The organism is Brevundimonas mediterranea, from assembly GCF_014196125.1.
GTDB classification, from domain to species: domain Bacteria; phylum Pseudomonadota; class Alphaproteobacteria; order Caulobacterales; family Caulobacteraceae; genus Brevundimonas; species Brevundimonas mediterranea.
This window is the reverse complement of the sequence record NZ_JACIDA010000002.1, coordinates 331,247-352,073: the sequence shown is the minus strand read 5'-3', so window position 1 is coordinate 352,073 and position 20,827 is coordinate 331,247. Positions and strand designations below refer to the sequence as shown.

Annotated in this window: 18 protein-coding genes and 1 pseudogene; 8 read left to right on the top strand and 11 right to left on the bottom strand. The window is 67.0% G+C overall.

Annotated elements, in window-relative coordinates; all coding sequences use genetic code 11:
* Positions 1-26: 26 nt before the first annotated feature.
* On the top strand, positions 27-1,118 hold the full coding sequence (locus GGR11_RS10585) for a serine hydrolase domain-containing protein (protein ID WP_183196833.1): 1,092 nt from the start codon (positions 27-29) through the stop codon (positions 1,116-1,118).
* Between the two features lie 74 nt (positions 1,119-1,192).
* Here the strand turns inward: GGR11_RS10585 and GGR11_RS10580 are convergent, their stop codons facing one another.
* The 4 genes from GGR11_RS10580 to GGR11_RS10565 all read right to left on the bottom strand — a co-directional run bounded on the left by GGR11_RS10580 (position 1,193) and on the right by GGR11_RS10565 (position 3,736).
* Positions 1,193-1,774: a CC0125/CC1285 family lipoprotein gene (locus GGR11_RS10580; protein WP_183196830.1), complete on the bottom strand. Its 582-nt coding sequence runs from the start codon at positions 1,772-1,774 to the stop codon at positions 1,193-1,195.
* A gap of 97 nt (positions 1,775-1,871) precedes the next feature.
* The gene (locus tag GGR11_RS10575; RefSeq protein ID WP_183196828.1) at positions 1,872-2,522 is read right to left on the bottom strand and encodes a LysE family translocator; all 651 of its coding nucleotides are present in this window, start codon (positions 2,520-2,522) and stop codon (positions 1,872-1,874) included.
* Positions 2,523-2,600: 78 nt separating this feature from the next.
* Positions 2,601-3,233 carry a hypothetical protein gene (locus GGR11_RS10570; protein ID WP_183196826.1) on the bottom strand — a complete coding sequence of 211 codons (633 nt, stop codon included), beginning with the start codon at positions 3,231-3,233 and terminating at the stop codon, positions 2,601-2,603.
* Positions 3,234-3,313: 80 nt separating this feature from the next.
* Positions 3,314-3,736 (bottom strand): hypothetical protein, encoded by a 423-nt coding sequence (locus GGR11_RS10565; protein ID WP_183196824.1) that lies wholly within the window; start codon positions 3,734-3,736, stop codon positions 3,314-3,316.
* 344 nt (positions 3,737-4,080) lie between these two features.
* On the opposite strand from GGR11_RS10565, the gene GGR11_RS10560 reads away from it, so the two are divergent.
* A complete protein-coding gene (locus GGR11_RS10560; protein ID WP_183196822.1) occupies positions 4,081-6,132 on the top strand; it encodes a response regulator in 2,052 nt (683 codons plus the stop codon).
* A 17-nt stretch (positions 6,133-6,149) separates the two neighbouring features.
* On the opposite strand, the gene GGR11_RS10555 is transcribed toward GGR11_RS10560, so the two are convergent.
* Both GGR11_RS10555 and GGR11_RS10550 read right to left on the bottom strand, forming a co-directional pair.
* Positions 6,150-8,522 carry a TonB-dependent receptor plug domain-containing protein gene (locus GGR11_RS10555; protein ID WP_183196821.1) on the bottom strand — a complete coding sequence of 791 codons (2,373 nt, stop codon included), beginning with the start codon at positions 8,520-8,522 and terminating at the stop codon, positions 6,150-6,152.
* Between the two features lie 514 nt (positions 8,523-9,036).
* Positions 9,037-9,693, bottom strand: a pseudogene (locus tag GGR11_RS10550) (glutathione S-transferase family protein).
* 260 nt (positions 9,694-9,953) lie between these two features.
* Between GGR11_RS10550 and GGR11_RS10545 the strand changes: the two are divergent.
* The gene (locus GGR11_RS10545) at positions 9,954-11,003 is read left to right on the top strand and encodes a ribonucleotide-diphosphate reductase subunit beta (RefSeq protein WP_183196820.1); all 1,050 of its coding nucleotides are present in this window, start codon (positions 9,954-9,956) and stop codon (positions 11,001-11,003) included.
* A gap of 10 nt (positions 11,004-11,013) precedes the next feature.
* Here GGR11_RS10545 and GGR11_RS10540 read toward each other — a convergent pair whose 3' ends face one another.
* Complete coding sequence (locus GGR11_RS10540; protein WP_183196819.1) at positions 11,014-11,532, bottom strand: hypothetical protein; 519 nt, start codon at positions 11,530-11,532, stop codon at positions 11,014-11,016.
* A gap of 154 nt (positions 11,533-11,686) precedes the next feature.
* On the opposite strand from GGR11_RS10540, the gene GGR11_RS10535 reads away from it, so the two are divergent.
* The gene (locus tag GGR11_RS10535; RefSeq protein WP_183196818.1) at positions 11,687-11,950 is read left to right on the top strand and encodes a hypothetical protein; all 264 of its coding nucleotides are present in this window, start codon (positions 11,687-11,689) and stop codon (positions 11,948-11,950) included.
* A gap of 17 nt (positions 11,951-11,967) precedes the next feature.
* On the opposite strand, the gene GGR11_RS10530 is transcribed toward GGR11_RS10535, so the two are convergent.
* Both GGR11_RS10530 and GGR11_RS10525 read right to left on the bottom strand, forming a co-directional pair.
* A complete protein-coding gene (locus GGR11_RS10530; protein ID WP_183196817.1) occupies positions 11,968-13,452 on the bottom strand; it encodes a sensor histidine kinase in 1,485 nt (494 codons plus the stop codon).
* Positions 13,449-14,198, bottom strand: a complete 750-nt coding sequence (locus GGR11_RS10525) for a TVP38/TMEM64 family protein (protein WP_183196816.1) — start codon at positions 14,196-14,198, stop codon at positions 13,449-13,451. The genes GGR11_RS10530 and GGR11_RS10525 overlap by 4 nt, the downstream gene beginning before the upstream one ends.
* Before the next feature lie 126 nt (positions 14,199-14,324).
* Here GGR11_RS10525 and rpmH point away from each other — a divergent pair, with 126 nt between their 5' ends.
* Genes rpmH through yihA form a run of 4 tightly spaced genes read left to right on the top strand, consistent with a single transcriptional unit; the run spans position 14,325 to position 17,339 of the window.
* Complete coding sequence (rpmH, locus tag GGR11_RS10520) at positions 14,325-14,459, top strand: 50S ribosomal protein L34 (protein ID WP_003164000.1); 135 nt, start codon at positions 14,325-14,327, stop codon at positions 14,457-14,459.
* Positions 14,460-14,488: 29 nt separating this feature from the next.
* Positions 14,489-14,893 carry a ribonuclease P protein component gene (gene rnpA, locus GGR11_RS10515; protein WP_183196814.1) on the top strand — a complete coding sequence of 135 codons (405 nt, stop codon included), beginning with the start codon at positions 14,489-14,491 and terminating at the stop codon, positions 14,891-14,893.
* Positions 14,890-16,689 (top strand): membrane protein insertase YidC, encoded by a 1,800-nt coding sequence (gene yidC / locus GGR11_RS10510; protein WP_183196812.1) that lies wholly within the window; start codon positions 14,890-14,892, stop codon positions 16,687-16,689. The genes rnpA and yidC overlap by 4 nt, the downstream gene beginning before the upstream one ends.
* Positions 16,686-17,339, top strand: a complete 654-nt coding sequence (gene yihA / locus GGR11_RS10505; protein ID WP_183196810.1) for a ribosome biogenesis GTP-binding protein YihA/YsxC — start codon at positions 16,686-16,688, stop codon at positions 17,337-17,339. Before yidC ends, yihA begins: the two co-directional genes overlap by 4 nt.
* Positions 17,340-17,509: 170 nt before the next feature.
* Here yihA and GGR11_RS10500 read toward each other — a convergent pair whose 3' ends face one another.
* On the bottom strand, positions 17,510-19,276 hold the full coding sequence (locus GGR11_RS10500) for an oleate hydratase (RefSeq protein ID WP_183196808.1): 1,767 nt from the start codon (positions 19,274-19,276) through the stop codon (positions 17,510-17,512).
* Between the two features lie 30 nt (positions 19,277-19,306).
* A complete protein-coding gene (locus GGR11_RS10495; RefSeq protein ID WP_183196806.1) occupies positions 19,307-20,698 on the bottom strand; it encodes an aldehyde dehydrogenase family protein in 1,392 nt (463 codons plus the stop codon).
* Between the last annotated feature and the right edge of the window lie 129 nt (positions 20,699-20,827).

Sequence of the window (20,827 nt, the reverse complement as noted above, 5' to 3'; positions counted from 1 at the left end):
GTTGTCTCTTCCCCTCAAGGACCGTCATGCGTCATCTGCTTCTCGCGACACTCAGTCTCGCGCTCGTCTCAACTCCGGTGCTCGCCGAACCCGCCTGGCCGGTGGCTTCGCCTGAAAGCCAGGCCGTGTCGGCCGAGGGGCTGGCGGCCATGGACGCCGCCGTCCGCGCCGGGACCTTCCAGAAGATCACCAGCATCCTGATCGCCCGTCACGGCCGACTGGTCCACGAGGTCTATTTCGATGACGCGGGTCGTGAAAGCCGACGCAACACCCGCTCCGTGACCAAGACCGTCACCGCCATGCTGGTCGGCGCCGCCGTCGCCCGCGGCGACATCGCCAGCATCGACGCCCCGATCCTGCCCTTCGTCGCCGACCATGGGCCGTTCGACAATCCCGACCCGCGCAAGGCCGCGATCACGGTCGAGGACCTGCTGACCATGAGCTCGCTGCTGGAATGCGACGACGACAATTCCTTCTCGCGCGGCAATGAGGAGCGGATGTATCTGATCGAGGACTGGGTCAAGTTCGCCATGGACCTGCCGATCCGCGGCTTTCCGGCCTGGATCCCCAAACCGGCGGACCAGCCCTATGGCCGGGCCTTCAGCTATTGCACCGCCGGCGTGACCACCCTGGGCGCCGTGGTCCAGGCGGCGACGGGCGAACCGCTTCAGGCCTTTGCGCGCGACGCCCTGTTCGGCCCGCTGGGAATCGAGGGTGAGCAGTGGCAGACCTCGCCGACGGGTCTGGCCCAGGGCGGCGGCGGCCTGGGCCTGCGCAGCCGCGATCTGCTGACGCTGGGCCAGCTGTTGCTGAACCAGGGGCGTTGGGACGGCCGTCAGGTTCTGCCCCAGGCCTTCACGCGCGCCATGACCGCCCCGCATTCCACGGTGGACGCGGAAAAGGGCGACTACGGCTATCTGGTCTGGCTGCCGACCTATCAGGTCAACGGCGTGGCCCATCCGGCCTGGAGCATGTCGGGGACCGGCGGCAACAAGGTGGTGATCGTTCCGGACCTGGACACGGTCGTGGTGGTGACGACCGAGAACTACAATGTCCGCAATCCGCACGGCCTGGCCGACGCCCTGATCGCCGGCCACGCCCTGGCGGCCATGAAATAGGCGGGCGCGACCTGAAACGACAAAGGCCCGGAACCGCAGTTCCGGGCCTTTCCTGTTTTTTGCTCGTCTGCGCCTCAGCGCACCGGCGGCCGGGTGACGCGCGAGGACAGGTTCTGGACCACTTCGCGGGCGTCGAAGGCGTTGGGGTCGCCGGCCGGCTTGGGACCGCGGCCCATGATGATCTCGGCGTTGGCCTCGTACCGGTCGATCTGGCGCGTGTCGAAATCGTCGCCGCCCCAGCTATTCCACGGGCTCCAGAAACCGCCGCGGTAATAGCGCCAAGACGGACCCCAGTAGGGACCGTAGAAGCTGTTGTAGCGGCTGTAGAAGGGGTCCGGCGTGGTGACGTAGCGGGTGTCGCGGTCGGTGGCGCGGTTGACGGTGGAGAACCAGTCATAGCCGCTCTCGACCGTCAGTTCGGCCGAACGGAGCAGCAGCGACATCTCGACCTGTTCGCGCGAGGTCACCGAGTTTCCGGCGAAGCTGACGCGATAGCGGTTGTTCTCGACCCGCTGTTCGGCATAGCCGCCGCGCTCGCCATTGAGGCCCGCGGGTTGATAGGGGGTGGCGGTGGCGCAGGCGGCCAGGGCCAATCCCGCGACAGCCGTCATCGCCAGGGCTCTGAGCGCCGGCGTCTTTCTGGATAGGGCTTTCATGAATCGACTCCTTGATCGCCCATTCGGGCGCGCTGGCGGCTGAACGGCGCATGAACGGCCATGTTCCCCACCAATCTAGGACGAAGCCGGGCTGCGTCTAGAGCCGCAATACGATCAGTACGGCCGCCGTCAGCAAAAGGATGCCGACGAACAGGCCGAAGCCGCGCCGGAACCGGGGCTGTTGCATTCGCTGCGACAAGGCGGCGCCCGACAGGGCATAGGCGCTCATCGACATCATATCCATGCCGATGACGGCCAGGGCGAACAGGGCCAGTTGCGGCGCCACAGGCCGTTCGACGTCCAGAAACGGCGGCAGGACGGCAGTGAAGAACAGGATGGCCTTGGGGTTGGCGATCTGGACCGCGAAGCCGTCGACGAAGGCGCTGCGGCCCTTGCGCACCGCGACGGCATGATCGGGCTGCTGGGGATCGGTCGGGGCGGTGTTCTGCAAGGCGCCACGCAGGGCCTTGACCCCCAGCCAGGCGACATAGAGGGCGCCCAGTACGGCGATCAGGCGAAAGGCGTCGGGGAAGGCCTTGACCAGGGCGCCCAGGCCCAGGGCGGCGGCGGCGAACCAGACCAGGGTGGCGCAGTTCATGCCGACGACCCCGACCAGGGCCGAGGCCCGGCCCTTCTCCACCCCCGTGGCGACGGCGAACAGATTGGCGGGCCCCGGCGTGATCGCCATGACCGCCATCACCCCCAGGAAGGTCGAATAGAGGTGCGGATCGACGGGGAGGGCGGACATGCGGCGCGATGTCGCTGTAATGGCGGCGGCGGTCAAGGCCGGGCGACGCCTTCATCAGACGCGGACTGCGAAACCGGGTCAGGTCGCCGGCGGTTGGGGGGCTTGCGGCGGTTCAGGCGGCGCGATGGACGCCACATCCTCCGCCTCTTCCTCCGAGACCACGGCGTCCGCGGCCTGGTCCATCGCATACTGGGCGATCAGACCATAGGTCACCATCTGTTCGGGATCGGGATTGGTCCAGGCGCTGTTGCGGGCGATGCCGGTTCCGGCGGCGACGCCCTGTTGCATCCCCTCTTCCATCGCCCGTTTGACCTCGGGGTCGTTCAGGGCGTCTTCGACCAGGGCGTCGACGTCGATGTCCTTCAGGGCTTCGGCGGCCAGTTCCGAGGCGTGTTTTGTGGCCTCGGCGGTGAAGGCGGCGACGTCCGGCGCATAGGCGGACCAGAGGGCGGCGATGCTCTGGCCGCGGGCGCTCTCGCTCAGATTCGGGTCTTCGGAAATGGCCTCGGCCCGTTTGCCGAAAGCCTCCATCCGCGCCTCAAAGGCGTCGGCGGCGGCTTCGAGCCGCGCTTCGGCGGAGTCGGGGTCGTGAGCCACGGCCCCGGCCGGCGCCGCCTCGGACGCCGCATTCTGGGACGCCGCATTCTGGGCGAGCGCCGAGGAGAGGGGCAGAAGGGCCAGGGCGGCCGTCAGGCTGAGCGCGCGGATCATGGGAGTTTCCCCGTTGATGACCCGTACAAACTCCGCCCAAGGCCGCTCCGCCTCAAGTGAAATCGCGGTAAGACGCGGCGCTACTGCGGCGCAGAGGCGGTTTTGGCGGCGATCTGGGCGCGGACCATGGCCGGAACGGACTTGATCTGCTCCACAGCCGCAGCGACCTCTTCGGCGGATGCGCCCTGGTCGACGGCGAAGGTCTGAACCTCGGCGGCGAAAGACGCGGCCTCCGAGTCGTAACGCGCCTGGATGGCGGCGAGGTCGGTCGCGGCCTTGGCCTTGTCCGCCTGGGTCGCGGCGGCCTCCATCTCGGCGGACATGGATTCCATGCTCTTGCCGAAGGCCTCTGCGCGGGCCTCGAAGGCGGCCTCGTCGGGACTGCCGGCCTCCTCAGCCGGCGCTGCGGGGGGCGCGGCTTGCTGCGCGACGGCCGGAGACGCCAGGACAGGCGCAGCCAAGCTCAGGACGGCGATGGCCGCGACGGAAGACAGTAGACGCATGATCTGGACGCTCCGAAGGCGGCAGGTCGCCGCACAATTGTTCCTACAAGGGCGCCGGCAAGCCGTTTCCGCGCCAGATCCCTGGAGACGATAAGGCTTGCCGCCGCCGGACCGCAACTGAGGAAAGAGCGGGCGGATCTCTGAAAACGCCTGAGCATTGGCCGCTCCGTGTTGGGATCCTCCAGGTGCGCAATTCTACCTAGATTTTAAAGAACGGAATTCTAAGGGCTTTGGCCCAGCCTGCTACTATGAGTCGGAGCAGATCGAGTCTGGGGCGCGGGCGCTGGCGGTTTTTCCGCCATGACGCCGGTCGGGAGGCAGGCCCGCCGCCCTGGTTCTACGTATTGCTGTTCATAGCCAGTCAGTTGCTGGGCCAGTGGAGCATCGCGGCCCTGCACGCCACCGTGATGTGGCCCGCCAACGCCATACTGCTGGCGGCGGTCCTGCAATTGCGCCGGGACAAGGCCATGGGGGTCATGGTCGGCTGCGTCCTGATCAATCTGGCCAGCAATATCGTCCGGGGCGACCCTCTCCTGTTCGCGGTGACCAATGTCGCCTTGAACCTGCTGCAGGTGGGGATCGCGGCTCTGCTGGCTCGCCGCCTTTGCGGGGCGGCCCTCGATATGCGGCGTCCGCTTCGCCTGTTCCGTTTCGCTGTCGGGGCAGGGGTTCCGGCCGTCGCCGTGACCACCCTGCTGGCGGGCCTGATCGCGGTCATCGCCGGGCGGCCGCCGCTGGAAAGCCTCGGCTTCCGCATGCGCCACCTGTTCGACATGGAGCTGCTGGCGATGATGATCGTCACGCCGACCCTGTTGCTGGTCGCGCGCAATCACCGCTTCCGCAAGGACGCCCTGGCGTCGCGCTCCGAGTTCGTCGTTCTGATGAGCCTGGTGGCCGCTGCAGCCTTGTGGGCCTTCGGTCAGAACCTGGCGCCCATTCTGTTCATCATCTTCCCGCCGTTGATCCTGCTGGCCTTCCGCCTGTCTCCGCCGTGGACGGCGGGGGCGGTGATCCTGGTCTCGGTCATCGGAGCCGGCGCCACCGTCACCGGCCATGGACCCGTTATTCTGACCCGGCTGGCCTTGGACCCGGCTCTGGAGGGGGTTCCCGCCGTCATGCGGCAGATGAACGTGCTTCATCTGTTTCTCCTGGCCGTGGTGAGCACGGCCCTGCCGATCACCGCCCTGTCGACCGAACGGCGTCGCCTTGTCGCCCGCCTGAACGTGCGCACCGAAGCCGCCTTGGCCGCCTTGAAACGCGCCGAACAGGCCGACGCCGCCAAGTCTCGCTTCCTGGCCATGATGAGCCACGAGATGCGCACGCCCCTGACCGGGATCACCGGCTATGCGGACCTGCTGTCGCGACATCCCGAACTGGACGCTGAGGGCCGACGTCAGGTCGAGGCCGTGCATCAGTGCGGTGAGGCCATGCTGCGCCTGATTGAGGACTTGCTGGAGGTGTCGAACGGCTGTTCTGCGCTCGACCTGAAGCCGGAGGACCTCTCCACCCTGATTGAGGAGGCCGTCGGGCCAGCGCGCGAATGGGCCGCTGTCCGGGGCCTGAACTTCGCTGTAGGCCTCGCTCCCGGTACGGAAGGCCTGGTCCTGACCGACGGGCGACGCCTGCGCCAGATTCTGCACCACCTGGGCAGCAATGCTGTGAAGTTCACCGGAAAGGGCGGCGTGCGCATCGGGGTGGAGCGGGTCGGCGACCGACTGCGTTTCGTGATCAATGACACCGGTTGCGGCATGACCGAGGATGTTCTCGCCGGAATTTTCAGCCTGTTCGAACAGGCGGACGCCACCACCAGCCGCGCCCATGAGGGCGCCGGCGTGGGTCTGGCCCTGGCCAAGAACCATATCGACCGGCTGGGCGGGACCGTGACCGTCGAAAGCACGCCCCACAGGGGGACGACATTCACGGTGGAGATCCCGGCCAAGGCCGTGGCGGCCGCAGCCGCTCCTGCGGTCGAGGCGCCGCCGCTGGAGGCGCGACGCATGCGGGTCCTGGTCGTCGATGACCATCCCGCCAACCGCGACCTGCTGCGGATCATGCTGCAGGCCGTCGACTGCGAGACCGCCGAGGCCTGCGACGGGCGCGAGGCGGTCGAGGCCGTGCGGACGAGTGATTTCGACCTGGTGCTGATGGACATCCGCATGCCGGTGATGGACGGCGTCGCCGCCACCCGGGCCATACGCGCGCTGGAGGGGCCTGCGGCCGGAACCGCCATCCTGGCCGTGACCGCCGAGGCCATGCCCGAGGACGTGGCGCGCTGCCTGTCAGCCGGCATGGACGCTCATGTGGCCAAGCCCGTCACCCAGGCCCGTCTCTATGCGGCCATGGACCAGGCCATGGACGCCGCCGAACACAGGATCGACGACGTCCGAGCCGCCTAGGGTCGGCCCAGGCCCGCCTACCAGGTCAGGTTGACCCGCGCGTAGACGAACCGCCCGTTGAAGCCGAACGGCGAGTTGTAGGGATAGCCCAGCACCCCGTTCGAGTTCAGGGCCAGGGGCGTCGCGTCCGGATATTCGTCGAACAGATTGTCCGCCCCGACCGCCAGCCCGACCCGGTCGGTCAGCTGGTACCGGCCCTCCAGATCGATCACCGTCTTCTCGCCCGTGCGATAGTCGTTGGCCGCGACCGACCCCGGCTGCAGCACGTCGCCGTAATAGGTGGCCCGCAGGGTGGCGCCCCACTTCTGCAGCCGCCAGTCGGCGCCGGCCGAGACCTTCACGTCCGGCGTGCCCTCCTCGATGGTCAGGATCCGCTGGCGGCCGAACAGGGTGGTCGACAGGTCGGTGTCCAGCGAGACGTCGTTGAAGTTGGCGGCCACAGTGAAGTCAAAGTCGCCCGCGCTCTCGGTCGGCAGGCGATAGCGGCCCACCACGTCCACCCCTTCCGTCGTGGTCGAGACCCCGTTCAGGAAGAAGCGCGCCGCCTGAACCCCCAGCGGGGTCAGCAGGGTCGGGTCGCGGATCAGTTCGGACAGGACGATCTGGTCCTCGATATCGATCTTGTAGGCGTCCACCGTCAGATCGAAGGCCCCCAGCCGCACCACGGCGCCCAGCGAATAGTTGGTCGAGGTCTCGGGCTTCAGCGGCCGTCCGCCCAGGGCCGTCCCCACCGCGCTGACCGACGGGAAGGTGCCGGTCTCCACCACCGCCCCGTCCTGGATCACCGACGAGGTCGAGGTGAAATAGGACTGCTGCAGCGACGGGGCGCGGAAGCCGGTCGAGACCGAGCCGCGCAGGGCGAAGTTGGGCGTGAAGTCATACCGGCCCGACAGCTTGCCCGTCTGGGTGTCGCCGAAGTCGGAATAGTCCTCGAACCGCACCGCCCCGGCCAGGGTCAGTTTCTCGGTGATCGGCAGTTCGATATCGGCATAGGCGGCGAAATTGTCGCGATCCACGTCCACTTCGTTCGACGGCTGGAAGCCGGGGAAGCCCTGGGCCCCGCCCGACAGGGCCGTGTTCGATCCCAGCGGCCCGCGGTTGTAGCTCTCGGCCTGGCCCGCCTCGATCTGGTAATTCTCCCAGCGCTGCTCCAGACCCCAGGCCAGGTTCAGCGGTCCGCCCGCCAGACCCGCCTCGAACTGCCGGCTGAAGTCGGCGCCCAGCACCAGCTGGTCATAGATCAGGCTGCCGGAATCGAAACTGGTCAGCGACGCCGCCCCATAGGTCGAGTTCAGCGAATCCTCGGTGCGGAAATCGAGCGCGTTGCGGCCATAGACCAGGCTGACGTCGGCGTCCCATCCGGCGATGACGCCGCGCAGGCCGCCGGCCAGCGACGCGTCCTGGGAATTGACCGCCACCTTGGGCAGGAAGCCGTTCGGATAGACGGCCGTGACGTTGTTGACGTTGTCCGACAGGCGCGGGAAGGCGGCGCCCGAACTGTCGCGGTCCTGATAACCGGCCCAGCCATAGGCCTCCCAGCCGTTCCCCAGTCCCTTGCCGGCGTTGGCGAAGACGGTCCACTGCTCGACGTCCGGATCGCCGAACCGGGCGGTCACGGCGCCGTTGGCGGCCGCGCGGGGGTCATTGTCCGAGCGGTTGGTGGACTCGCGGTTCAGATATTCGGCCGACAGGGTCAGGAAGCCGTCGTCGCCCAGGGCGAACCCTTGCCAGGCCGAGGCGGTGGTGGTGGCCCCGTCCTCCTCGTCGCGCTCGCCGCGCGCGGTCTTCACCGTGGTCAGATATTGGCCGTAGGTGACGCTGGCGCCGCCGCCGCTGGAGGCCTCCTTCAGCCGCAGGTTCACCACCCCGGCGATGGCGTCCGAGCCGTACTGGGCCGAGGCCCCGTCACGCAGCACCTCGACCCGGTCCAGGGCCGCGGTCGGAATGGCGTTCAGGTCCACGGCGGCCGAGCCGCGGCCGACGACGCCGTTGGTGTTGACCAGGGCCGAGGCGTGGCGCCGCGTGCCGTTGACCAGGACCAGGGTCTGGTCCGGCGACAGGCCACGCAGGGTCGCCGGACGGATCGAGTCGCTGCCGTCGTTGGCCGAGGGCCGCGGGAAGGTCAGGGACGGCACGGACTGGGCCAGGGCCGTCGCGAACTCGGTCGTGCCCCGGTTCTGCAGGCTCTGGGCCGTGACCACATCGACGGGGGCCAGGGTGTCCAGGCGCGAGCGATTGGGCACGCGGGTGCCGGTGACGACGATCTCGTCGACGGTCGCGGCTTCATTCTGGGCGGCTTCCTGGGCGAAGGCGGGCGCGGCGCTCAGCAGGGCGACGGCGGAGACGGTGGCGAGAAGCGCCGGAGAGGCGGCGCGGAAGGCGGTGCGCATTGAGAGATTTCCTGATGATTGTGTCTTGGCGCGCATGGCGCGCGGAACCGGCGTCTTCGACGTCCGGCCTAGGGGGGATCTGACGGATCGGCGGCTTTAGCCGCTACATCGTCCGCCGCGCCGATAAGGGCCGGCCTGTGTCAGGACTTTGGACATCGTCGTCTCCGACCGCGCGGTCAGGGGGAACGCCTCGCGGTCATGGCCATATCAGGGCGGAGATGCGGCGGGTCAATGCGCGGGAGGGGCCATGTTTGCTAAGGGAAGGCAGTAGAAAAGCTATAGACAAGATGACGAACGGAATAGGCCGGCGTCGCCTCTCAACAGACCTTCCCCCGCTTGCGGGGGAAGTGTCAGCTCGTCGAGCGCAGCGAGACGGCTGACGATGGGGGAAGTCTTGCTGCAGGCGACACTTCCCTCTCCGACCCTGGTCCGCTGCGCGGACGCCGGGCCACCTCTCCCGCAAGCGGGAGAGGGTTTGGTTGCGACTCCGACGGTGGTGATGACCGGGTCCGCATCACCCCGCCTCAAACGGAAATCGTTCCGCCCAGAAATCCTTGAGCTCCGGCAACTCATCCACCCGCTTCACCACCGCCGCCATCTGCGGCGCGACCTCATAGAAGCGCGCGCGTCTCGGCGTCCACCGGCTGGCCACGGCCACATAGAGGTCCAGCACCGTCAGGGTCTCGCCCAGCAGAAACCGCCCCGGTTCGATCTGGCTGTCCATCATCCCCTAGCACTCCGCGATCCGGTCTTCGGTGCGTTGCAGGATGCGCGCCTGATCCTCCGGATCGTTGCCCGCCAGCCGCGAAGGCACGTCCCGCACCCAGTACATCGAATAGATGGCGGCCGGCACGAAACTCATCCAGCGCAGGAACTGCCCGCGTCGGGCGTCGTCCGGCGCGGGCGCCAGCCCCGCCTCGGCTCGTCGAGCAGGGTGATGACGGTCCGCCAGCCAGATCAGTATGGCGGCGCTCTCGGTCAGGATCTCGCCCTCGGGCGTGACCAGGACCGGCAATTGCCGCATCGGATTGACCGGCGCCACCTTGTCCCGCTCGGCCTCCCCCTCCCAGGTCGGCGCCTCGACCACCGTATAGGCCAGGCCCAGCAGGGTCAGAGCCGCCTCGACCGGCACCGATCCGGACCCGGCGGCGCCATAGACGGTGAAACTCATCGCGGCTCCTTTGATCGTCGCCACTGGGGCCGGCGGATGGTGTCCCCGGAAGGGCCGCCGCTCAAGACCCCGGAGCGGCAGCCAAGCTTGATCCGTGGGAGGCATCCCCAGGCCCGTCCCCAGTTTCCTCAATCCAAACCACAAGATGTAGCGGGTAGGACAATTTGTGATCACCAAATAGGTGATTTCCGACTTGGCGCCGGGCGTGCGGAGTCGCATGGTGAACTCCTCTCCGGAATCGCTCTTTCAGGTCCAGTTCGATGAACGCCATCACCCCGATCATCCGCCCCGACCGCGCCGGTCTTCTGACGCCCTCCGCCGCCTACAAGCCGTTCCGCTATCCGTGGGCCTTCGACATGTGGAAGAAGCAGCAGCAGGTCCACTGGATGCCGGAAGAGGTGCCGCTGGGCGAGGACGTCAAGGACTGGGCCTCGACCCTGAACGATAACGAACGCAATCTGCTGACCCAGATCTTCCGCTTCTTCACCCAGGCGGACATCGAGGTTCAGGACAACTATATGGAACGCTACGGTCGGGTATTCAAACCGACTGAAGTCAAGATGATGCTGGCCGCCTTCGGCAATATGGAGACCATCCATATCGCGGCCTACGCCCTGCTGCTCGAGACCATCGGCATGCCCGAGAGCGAGTTCGGCGCCTTCATGGAATATGAGGCCATGCGGGACAAGCACGACTATATGGGCCAGTTCGGCGTGGATTCCGACGCCGACATCTGCCGGACCCTGGCCATGTTCGGCGGCTTCTCGGAGGGGGTTCAGCTGTTCGCCTCGTTCGCCATGCTGATGAACTTCCCGCGCCAGAACAAGATGAAGGGTATGGGCCAGATCGTGTCCTGGTCGGTGCGCGACGAGAGCCTGCACTGCGAAGGCATCATCAAGCTCTACCACGCCTTCAACAAGGAGACGGGGGCCGTCACCAAGGCCGTGGCCGACGACATCGTCGACTGCTGCAAGACCGTGGTGAGCATGGAGGACAGGTTCATCGACCTGGCCTTCGAAATGGGCTCGGTCCAGGGCATGACGCCGGAGGACATCAAGCAGTACATCCGCTTCATCGCCGACTGGCGCCTGCGCCAGCTGAAGCTGCCGGAAGTCTATGGGGTCAAGGAAAACCCGCTGCCCTGGCTGCAGTCCCTGCTGTCGGGCGTCGAACACGCCAACTTCTTCGAGGCGCGCGCCACCGAATATTCGAAGGCTGCGACGCAGGGCAATTGGCACGGTTCGGACGGCGTCTGGACCGAGTTCGACCGGATGATGGCCCGCCGCGACATGAGCCTGGTCGCCGGCTGAGCCCTGTTGGTTACGGCTGCGGCCTGACCCAGGCGGGTCGGGCCGTGCAGGCCTCGCGGAAGCCCGACTGGCACAGCCGCACCTGCTCGCGCCAGGCCGCATAGTCGCGGTCGTACTGGTCCTGGGCCGCGCGGGTCGCCTCGGCGGCGGCTCGCGCCTGTTCCTCGGCTTGACGCACCTCGATCTGATGACGGGCCACGGCGGCGTCATAGTCCAGGCGGGCGGCCTCGTCCGCCTTGTCGGCCAGGGCGTTCTGGGCGGCGATCTCGTCGTTCAGCGCTCGGGTGAGGCGCAATTCTTCCTCGGTCTGTCTGGAATCCTCAGCCCGGTGGTAGGCTTCGCCCTTCGCCCGCAGCAGCGCCTCGCGCGCGGCGGGGTCATTGGGGTCGGGCAGGGCGCGCTGATCGCGATAGGGGTCCGGCGCGCTATAGGGATCCGGGGCCGTCTGCGGCGCCGACCGGGCCTGAGCCGCGCCGGTCAGGGCGATCGTCGCCAGCAGGGCGCCGAACAGGGACATTCGGATGGTCATGCAGCTATCCTTCGCTCAAGGCCTATCAACCAACCTTCGCCGTAACGGCGTCGATCCGCAATAACGCAGACGTGACGAAAAGGTGGCGCGCGGCGGCGCTTCACGTCATGGTCGCGATCTTTCCGATCGCCAAACCCGCCACCGAGCAGACCTCATGATTCTAAGCACCTCGTCCGGAGACTATCCGATCCCCGCCGACGTCGCGCGTCAACTGCCGAACGTGCCCGCCCTGCCCGATCCGGCCGCGCCGAACGCCCGGCTGCAGATCGAGGATTTCCGTCACTGGCTGGACGCCTCGCCCGAACACGCCATCAACTACGAACGCCTGCGCCGTTGGCATCTGGTGCAGGATGAGCTGGCGGCCCAGGCCAAGGCGGCGAACCGCGCCTTCATCGTCTCGGACGACGGTCTGGAATAGGCGCCGGATCTGAAGCTCTAGGCCGGCAGGCGCAGCTCGAACACCGCCCCGCTTCCCTCATTGGCCCCTTCGCTGGGGACCAGTCTCAGGTCGCCGCCGTGCAGGGCCGCCAGTTCGCGCGATATGGTCAGGCCCAGCCCCGATCCGTCCGAGCTCTTGGAGCTGACGAAGGGTTCGAACAGACGTTCGGCCAGGCGCGGGGGAATACCCGGCCCATCGTCGGCGATGCGGACCACGCAGACCCCGTCCTCGCCGAAGGCGCTGACGGTGACGGCCCCCCGGCCGCGTCGCTCCGGCGGACGTCCCCCGTCGGCCTCGATGGCCTGGCGGGCGTTGCGCATCAGATTGACCAGGATGCGGTAGAGCTGGTCCGGATCGGCCTCGACCGCGAACCGGGCGGGCAGTTGCTTGACCAGCCGCACGCCGTCCGGCTCCAGCCCCGCGTCCTCGGCCGCCACGGTCAGGGCCTTGGTCAGGACCACGCGGGTCTTCTGGGGCGCCGGCTCCTCGCTGCGGCCATACTCCAGCACATTGCGCGACAGGCTTGCGGCCCGGCTCAGCGCCCGCTCCAGTCGCGGCAGGGCCTTGGCCACCTGGGGATCGGCCGAGGTCGCCAGTCGCTCGGACGCCATCTGGGCCGAGGTCAGCATGTTGCGCAGGTCGTGGTTGATCTTGGCCACCGCCTCGCCCAGAGCGACCAGACGGGCGCGCGAGCGCAGGGACTGACGCACCTCCTCCTGCATCCGCGACAGTTCGCGCTCGACCCGGCCGATCTCGTCGTGCCGATCGGACGGGGCCTCGGCCTCGCTCTCGGGATCGGCGGCGAACCGCTCCATTGATCGGGTGACGCGCCGCAGGGGGCGCAGCACCAGCAGGGCCAGGCCGCCATACAGCAGGGCGCCCGCCGTCACCGACACCAGCAGTGAGACCAGAAGGCTGTTCAGCAGGAAGGCCTTCAGCTCGAGCTTCAGCGGCTGGGCCGGGGTGACGATCTCGATGAAGTCGCCCGAACGATAGCGGGGCTTGGCCTGGACCCGCAGCGACCGGTCGGGATGGCCGAACAGGGTGCGCCAGGGGTCGGTCAGCCGCGCCCAGCTGTTCTGCTGGCGCAGGTCGATCAGTTCGGGGGCCCGCGGCAGATTGGGGGCCTGGAGCAGCAGCCGCCGCACCCCCTGTTCGGTCAGGGCCACGGCCTGGACCCCGCCGATCCGCATCAGCTCGGCCGCCGTGTCGTCCTCGACCGCGCTGTAGGGCAGGGCCTCGACCCCGACCGAGGCCAGTTCGGCCGCCTGGAGCCGGTCGCGCAGCCAGCGTTCGTGGAAGGCGGCCAGGTTCGGCCCCATGATCAGGGCTTCGACCGCCAGGGTGAAGGCCACGGTCAGCAGCAGCAGCCGCGCCGACAGTCCGTCGGGCGCTCGGGGCCGCAGTCGCTCGCGCCAGGTCTCCACGACCTCGGGCGACAGTTTCAGCGCCGCCGCCGCCTTGTCGAACAGCGCGCTCATGCCGGCGCGGCCTCTGCGCGTCGGGCGCGGATCATCTGGACCAGTTTGATGCCGATGGGCAGCAGCAGGGACAGGAAGACCACCCCCATCAGCGGCCAGAAGAACTGGCGCAGCAGCATCGGCAGGTCCGGCCGCACCCCGGCCCGCAGCAGGTCGGCCAGCTGCGACCCGATCCAGGTGTAGATGAAGGTGGACGGCAGCAGGCCGATAAAGGTGGCGATCACATAGGGCCGCAGCGGCACCGCCATCATGCCCGCCGTGGCGTTGACCAGGACGAAGGGCACGCTCGGGATGACGCGCAGGGTGAACAGGGTGGTGAAGGCGTTGCGGTCGATCCCCTTGGCCAGCCGATCCATAAAGCCGGCGTCGGCCTCGAACTTGGCGCGCAGCCAGGTCCCGATCGAGGTACGATAGACAGAATAGATGACGACCGAGCCGATTGTGGCGCCGCTGGCCTGGGCCAGGGCGCCGACATAGGGACCGAACATCATCCCCCCCAGCAGGGTCAGAAAGACCGGACCTGGAATGGTGGAGGCGGTGGCGACGGCATAGACGGCGATGAAGGCGACCAGGGCGATCCACCAGTGGGCCTGGGCATAGGCCTGAAGGTTCAGGCCGTGCTCGCGGATCAGATCCATCGACAGATAGCGGTTCCAGCCCAGGGCGAAGAAGGCGACCACCAGGCCGGCGATGACCGCCAGCGGCAGCAGTCGCAGGCCCCATTCCTTCGCCGTTCGTTTCGCCATACGTTCTTCATTCCCCAAATGCCGTCCGAGCGTTGACTCACGCGGACATGCGACTTATACGCCCGCCCTTCCTGCGACGGACGCCTCTTGCCCCGTCGCCCAACCTTTTAACGTCAGGAGCCGACCGTGAAGCGGACCTATCAGCCGTCGCGACTCGTGCGCAAGCGCCGTCACGGCTTCCGCAGCCGGATGGCCACCAAGAACGGCCAGAAGATTGTTGCGCGCCGTCGCGCCAAGGGCCGCAAGCGCCTGACGGCGTAAGCGGCTCTCGCGTCCGGAGCCAAGGACGCATGAGCGACCCTTTACAGATCAAACGTCTGTTGCGGCGGCCCCAGTTTCTGGCGGCCGCCAAAGGCGTTTCCGAAGCACGCGGCGGCGTTGTGATCCAGAGGCTGGAGCGTGGCGACGGTTCGCCGCACATCGGCCTGGGCTTCACCGCCACCCGCAAGATCGGCGGGGCGGTGGTCAGGAACCGCGCCAAACGCCGTCTGCGTGAGGCTGCGCGGGCCATGTTGCCCGTCCATGGCGTGCCCGGCAGCGACTATGTCTTCATCGCCCGCATGGGCACGACCGAGCGCGCGTGGGACCGTCTGCTTGACGACGTGAAATCGACGCTTACAAGGCTGGCGACACCGAAGGCCGACCGGCCTTCGCCCGCCCGCGCCCCTTCCGGCCAGGACCGCCCGAATCCATGAAAAACGAGAACTCGCGCAACACGATCATCTTCATCGTGTGCTCGGCCCTGATCCTGGGGGTCTACTGGTTTACCGTGCTGCGTCCGCAGGCTGAACGCCGCGCCGTCCAGCAGCAGGCCCAGGCCGAACAGTCCCAGACGGCCGAGAACGCCGCCCGCACGGCCTTGAACCCTCAGGGCCCGACCTTCGTCACCGACCGCAGCCAGGCGCTGAGCACCGCCGCGCGCGTGCCGATCCAGTCCGGCACCCTGAAGGGCTCGCTGTCCTTGCAGGGCGGCCGCATCGACGACCTGTTCCTGACCGACTACAAGGAGACGCAGGACAAGCCCGAACCGGTCGAACTGTTCCGCCCGCAGGGCATGCAGAACGCCTATTTCGCCCAGTTCGGCTGGACCGGCCCCAATGTGGTCGGCGGGGTTCCCGGACCCAACACCGTCTGGCGCCTGACCGCCGGTTCGACCCTGACCCCGACGACGCCCGTCACCCTGACCTGGGACAACGGCCAGGGCCTGCGCTTCACCCGCCTGGTGTCGGTCGATGATCGCTATGTCTTCTCGATTCTGGACACGGTCCAGAACCTGGGAACCCAGTCCATCACCATCGCCCCCTACGGCAGCGTCCAGCGTCAGGGCGTGCCGCCGCTGGCCGGTTCGTCCCACATCGTCCACGAGGGCGCCATCGGCACCTTCGGCAAGCCGGGCGAGTACCGGACCGAGCAGAAGAAGTACAAGGACTGGCTGAAGGAGCCCCGCATCGAGAACGCCTCGACCGGCGGCTGGCTGGGCATCACCGACAAATACTGGCTGGCGGCCCTGCTGCCGCAGCAGAACGAGGCGGTCGAGACCGAATTCCGCGTCCGCGACGTCAACGGGGGCCAGCAGCTGGAAGCCAATATCCTGGGCGCGGCCCGCACCATCCAGCCCGGCGGAACCGCGACCGAGACCCAGCGCCTGTTCGCCGGCGTCAAGCGGGCCGAGGTGCTGAAGACCTATGAAGAGACCCTGCACCTGCCGCGCTTCGTCTATGCGATCGACTGGGGCATGTTCTGGTTCCTGACGCGCCCGATCTTCTGGATCCTGGAGAACGTCTATGGCCTGGTCGGCAGCTTCGGCGTCGCCATCCTGGCCCTGACCGTCATCGTCAAGCTGGTCATGTTCCCGCTGGCCAACAACGCCTACGCCAGCATGTCCAAGATGCGGAACCTCCAGCCCAAGATGGAGGAGATCAAGAAGAAGTTCAAAGACGACCCGCAGAAGCAGCAGCAGGAGACGATGGCCCTGTACCAGAAGGAGAAGATCAATCCGGTCGCCGGCTGTCTTCCGCTGGTGCTGCAGATCCCGGTCTTCTACGCCCTGTACAAGGTGCTGACCGTCACCATCGAAATGCGCCACCAGCCCTTCCTGGGTTTCATCCACGACCTGTCGGCGCGTGACCCCTCGGTGGTGTGGAACCTGTTCGGCCTGATCCCGTGGGATCCGGCGACCCTGCCCCTGTTGGGCGCCTTGCTGGTCGGACCTCTGGGGATCGGCCTGCTGGCGGTGGCCTATGGGCTGACCATGTGGCTGCAGACGGCGATGAACCCGCCGGCGGCCGATCCGGTTCAGCGCCAGATCTTCCAGTTCATGCCGCTGGTCTTCACCTTCATCATGGCCCCGTTCGCGGCCGGCCTGCTGGTCTACTGGGCCTGGTCGAACATCCTGACCATCCTGCAGCAGTATTACATCATGCACCGCTACAAGGCTGAGAACCCGATCGACGACTTCATCGCCCGTATCCGGAAGACGAAGGCCGCGTGATCGACGAAACCGACTTCACCCCCGAAGAGATCGAGGCCGCGCGGATCCTGTTCGCGCGGCCGGCGACCTTCATCATGGGCGCCGCCAAGATCGAGCAACTGCCCGATCCCGACCTGCCCGAGATCGCCTTCGCCGGCCGGTCCAACGTCGGCAAGTCCAGCCTGATCAACGGCCTGGTCGGGATGCACAAGCTGGCCCGCGCCTCGAACGAGCCGGGTCGGACGCGCGAGGTCAACTTCTTCGACCTGGACGGCCGGATGCGTCTGGTCGACCTGCCCGGCTACGGCTGGGCCAAGGCGTCCAAGACGACGGTGCGCAAGTTCCAGGACCTGGGCCGCGACTATCTGCGCGGCCGGGTGACGCTGAAACGGGTCTATCTGCTGATCGACAGCCGCCATGGGCTGAAGAGCGTGGACAAGGAGGCGCTGGACGCGCTCGACCTCGCCGCCGTCAGCTACCAGATCGTCCTGACCAAGGCCGACAAGCTGAAGAAGGGCGAAGGCGAGGCCGTGCAAGAGGCCACGCTGAAGGCCATCTCCAAACGCCCTGCCGCCTTCCCGGTGGTGCTTCTGACATCCTCCGAGAAGGGGCTGGGCCTGCCCGAACTGCGCGCCGAGATCATGCGCACCACCGGCGCGACGATCGACTGACACCGTTTGTCATCATCCGGCGGAAATCCACCGGGATCGGCAAGGCCTGGCGGTGAAAGTCCGGCATCGGCGCCTGTGCTAGGCCAGCGTACGACCTGAAGCGGATATTCAAGGCGGCGATCGCAGGCCTCGCCCCTGGCGCGACGCCAGGGGCGAGGCCGGGGCCTGCCTCACTGTGAAATCAGATGCGCGTCCCGAAGAAGTTCGCCGACCTCGGTGGCGTCGATCCTCTTCAGCAGAAAATCGCGGATGAACGCCGGCCCGGGAATATCGAGGGCCTTGCCGTCACGAACGTGCCCGACGGCGGCCAGCAGCTTGCGCACGTCATAGGTCGAGTTGAAGACCTCGGGAACGCCGCGCTCCACATTCAGCAGCGTATAGACAGCCTCCATCGGCGTGCGCACCGAATATTCGGTGGTGAAGATGCAGTCGCGCTCGGCCGACTCGGCGAACTGTCCGATGAAGGCGAAATTGACCGCGCCCTGGGGCACGACGTCCGGACGATCCCCCGCCTGCCGCGGCATGAAGAAGGCCGTGATGTAGGGCATCATCACCGGCACGGCCCTGGCGCCTGTCGCGGCCAGTTCCGCGATGTCCTCGACCGGCACGCCGAGGTGATAGAGCAATTCCTGGGTGATTTCCTCGCCCGTGCAGTCCTGCATCGGCTTCTTGACGAAATCCCCGGGGGTGTCGACGAACAGCGAATAGACCCAGATGACCACCTGGTCTTTCGGCTGTTGCTTGAAGTGCGGGTGGCGGCTGACGGTCCAGCTCATCAACCAGCTGGAATCCTTGACGGTGACGATGCCGCCGGTGACGACCGCGCCGCTGAATGGGTCGCGCTTGGCGATCTTCTGGATATAGGCGGGGATGCGGGGGTCCAGCGTCGTGATCGTCGCCGATTCCCACTTGGTCTGCGGAATATGGGCGCCGAAGACGTCGGGCCGACCAAAGGCGGGGTCCTTGGCCGCGATCTTGCGCCAGAGGTCCCAGGCGGGAGCGGGGCCCTGGTTCAGCGCCGCGGGCGTGTGGTGGTCGCCGTTGTCGGAATTCTCGGTCAGCGAGCCGATGGTCATGAAGACCAGATCGTCGGGGCCGAGATCGACGCCGCCAACGACGCCGTCCTGCAGCCAGTGAATGCGGGTGGCCTGCTTGCGCTCGGGCGTGATGTCGAAGTCGACGTCGGTGACCTCCACGCCGTACTGGAATGTGACGCCGTGATCGGTCAGCCATTTGTACAGCGGCAACACCAGCGACTCGTACTGATTTCGTCGGGTGAATTTCAGGGCGCTGAAATCGGCCAGGCCGCCGATGTGGTGGATGAAGCGGTGGACATAGAGCTTCATCTCCAGCGCCGAATGCCACTCCTCGAAGGCGAACATGGTGCGCCAGTAGAGCCAGAAATTGCTCTTCAGGAAGTCCTCGCCCATCACCTCGTTGATGCGCCGGTTCTCCATCTCCTCGCGGGTCGCCAGGAAGAGGGTGATGAGGTCCTTCTGCGCCCTGTCGTTCAGGGTGAGGAGAGCGACATCCTCAATGGGCCGGCCCTGGTTCTGGGTCGCGCGCTGCAGGGAGAAGTTCGGGTCGTCCTTGTCCAGCCAGTAGAACTCATCGAGCACGCTGGCCCCCTCGACCTCAAGCGAGGGGATCGAGCGATAGAGGTCCCAGAGGCACTCGAAGTGTTCTTCCATCTCGCGACCGCCGCGGATCACGAAACCCTTCTCCGGATCCTTGATCCCGTCCAGCGCGCCACCCGGCAGCGCCAGTCGTTCAAGGATGGTGATCCTGTCGCCGGACATGTGCCCGTCGCGGATCAGGAAGGCCGCGCCGGCCAGACTGGCCAGACCCGAGCCGACGAAGAACGCCGTCTTGTTCTCTATGCCCTCGGGCTTGCGAGGCCTGGCGAAGGCTTCGTAATTTCCGCTGCTATAGTACATGGCGACGTCCTTTCCGGTGATCTCAGTGCGCTAGAACGGCGCGTCTATGTCGACGACGTCGATAAGCTTGTGGTTGACGAACTCCTTGATGCCCAAGCCGATGAGTTCGCGCCCATAGCCGGAGCGCCGCACGCCCCCGAACGGCAGGTCGGCCTTGACCATGGTTGGATGGTTGACGAACACCATGCCCGTGGAAATCTTCCTGGCGACCTCGGCGCCATGGGCGGGATCGCTGGTAAAGACCGAGCCGCCGAGCCCGAACGGGGAGTCGTTGGCGATGCGTATGGCGTCGGCCTCGTCCTTGGCTCGAAACAGCATCGAGACCGGCCCGAAAAACTCCCAGTGCCGCGCCGGGTTGTCGTCACCGACTTCGGTCAGAATGGTCGGCTGCACGAAGGCGCCCCGGTCAGGCGCGGCTGGTCCAACGGCTTCCGCCTTGGCGCCCAGCTTGACCGCTTCGGCGATCTTTTCCTTCACCTCATTGGCGGCGCCCTGAGAGGACAGCGGCGCGAGCGTGGTCTGGGGGTCGAAGGGATCCCCTGCGACCAAGGCCGCCACGCCCTGGCGGTAAAGGTCGAGAAACGCGTCATAGATCTCATCGACGATGATCATCCGTTTAGACGACACGCAGACCTGTCCGCCGTTCCAGTGGCGTCCAAACACCGCCCAGTCGACCGTCTTCTGAAGATCGGCGTCGGCCAGCACGACAAAGGCGTCCGCGCCCCCCAGCTCCAGGGTCGACTTCTTCAAGGCCTTGCCGGCCTGGGCCGCCACGATCGATCCGGCGGCTTCCGAACCGGTCAGGGCCACGCCCTGAACGCGAGGATCATTGAGGATGAACTCGATCTGCGAGCGCGTGGCGAACAGATTCTTGAAAGCGCCCTCGGGAAGGCCGGCCGCCTTCATCAGCGTCTCGAAAGCCTCGGCGCTCTGGGGGACGTTGGAGGCATGCTTGAGCAGCATGGTGTTTCCGGCCGACAGTTGCGGCGCGATGATCCGGGCGATCTGATAGTAGGGGAAGTTCCAGGGTTCGATGCACAGCAGCACGCCGAGCGGTTCGTGCGTCACCCGCGCCTCGCCCTCGGCCGGATGGGCGACGGGCAGGATTTCGTCGGCCAGCAGATTTTCGGCGTTGGCGGCGTAGTAGTCGAAAATCTGCGCCGAAAGCTCGACCTCGGCCTTCGCCTCGGACAGCAGCTTGCCCATCTCGGTGGTCAGGATCGCGGCGAAGGCGTCGACGTCCTGTCGCAGGAGGCTGGCGGCGTTCCGCATCACTCTGGCGCGCTCGATGAAAGCCGTTTCGCGCCAAGCCAGGAAGGCGGTGTGCGCGTGCTCGATCGCTTGAGACACCTCCGCGTCCGTGGCGTCGGGGAAGGTCCTGAGCACCTCGCCCGTAAATGGATTTGTCGTTTGGTAGGCCACGATCGGTTCCCTTCTAATGCGATGCAAATGTGTCGGAGGGACCGGGTCAGCTGCCGAGAGGAAGATCGCCGACCTGCGCCGGTCCGGCGGCGGGCGTCATCTCGGCCCGGCCTTGGCGGTTCCGGGTCT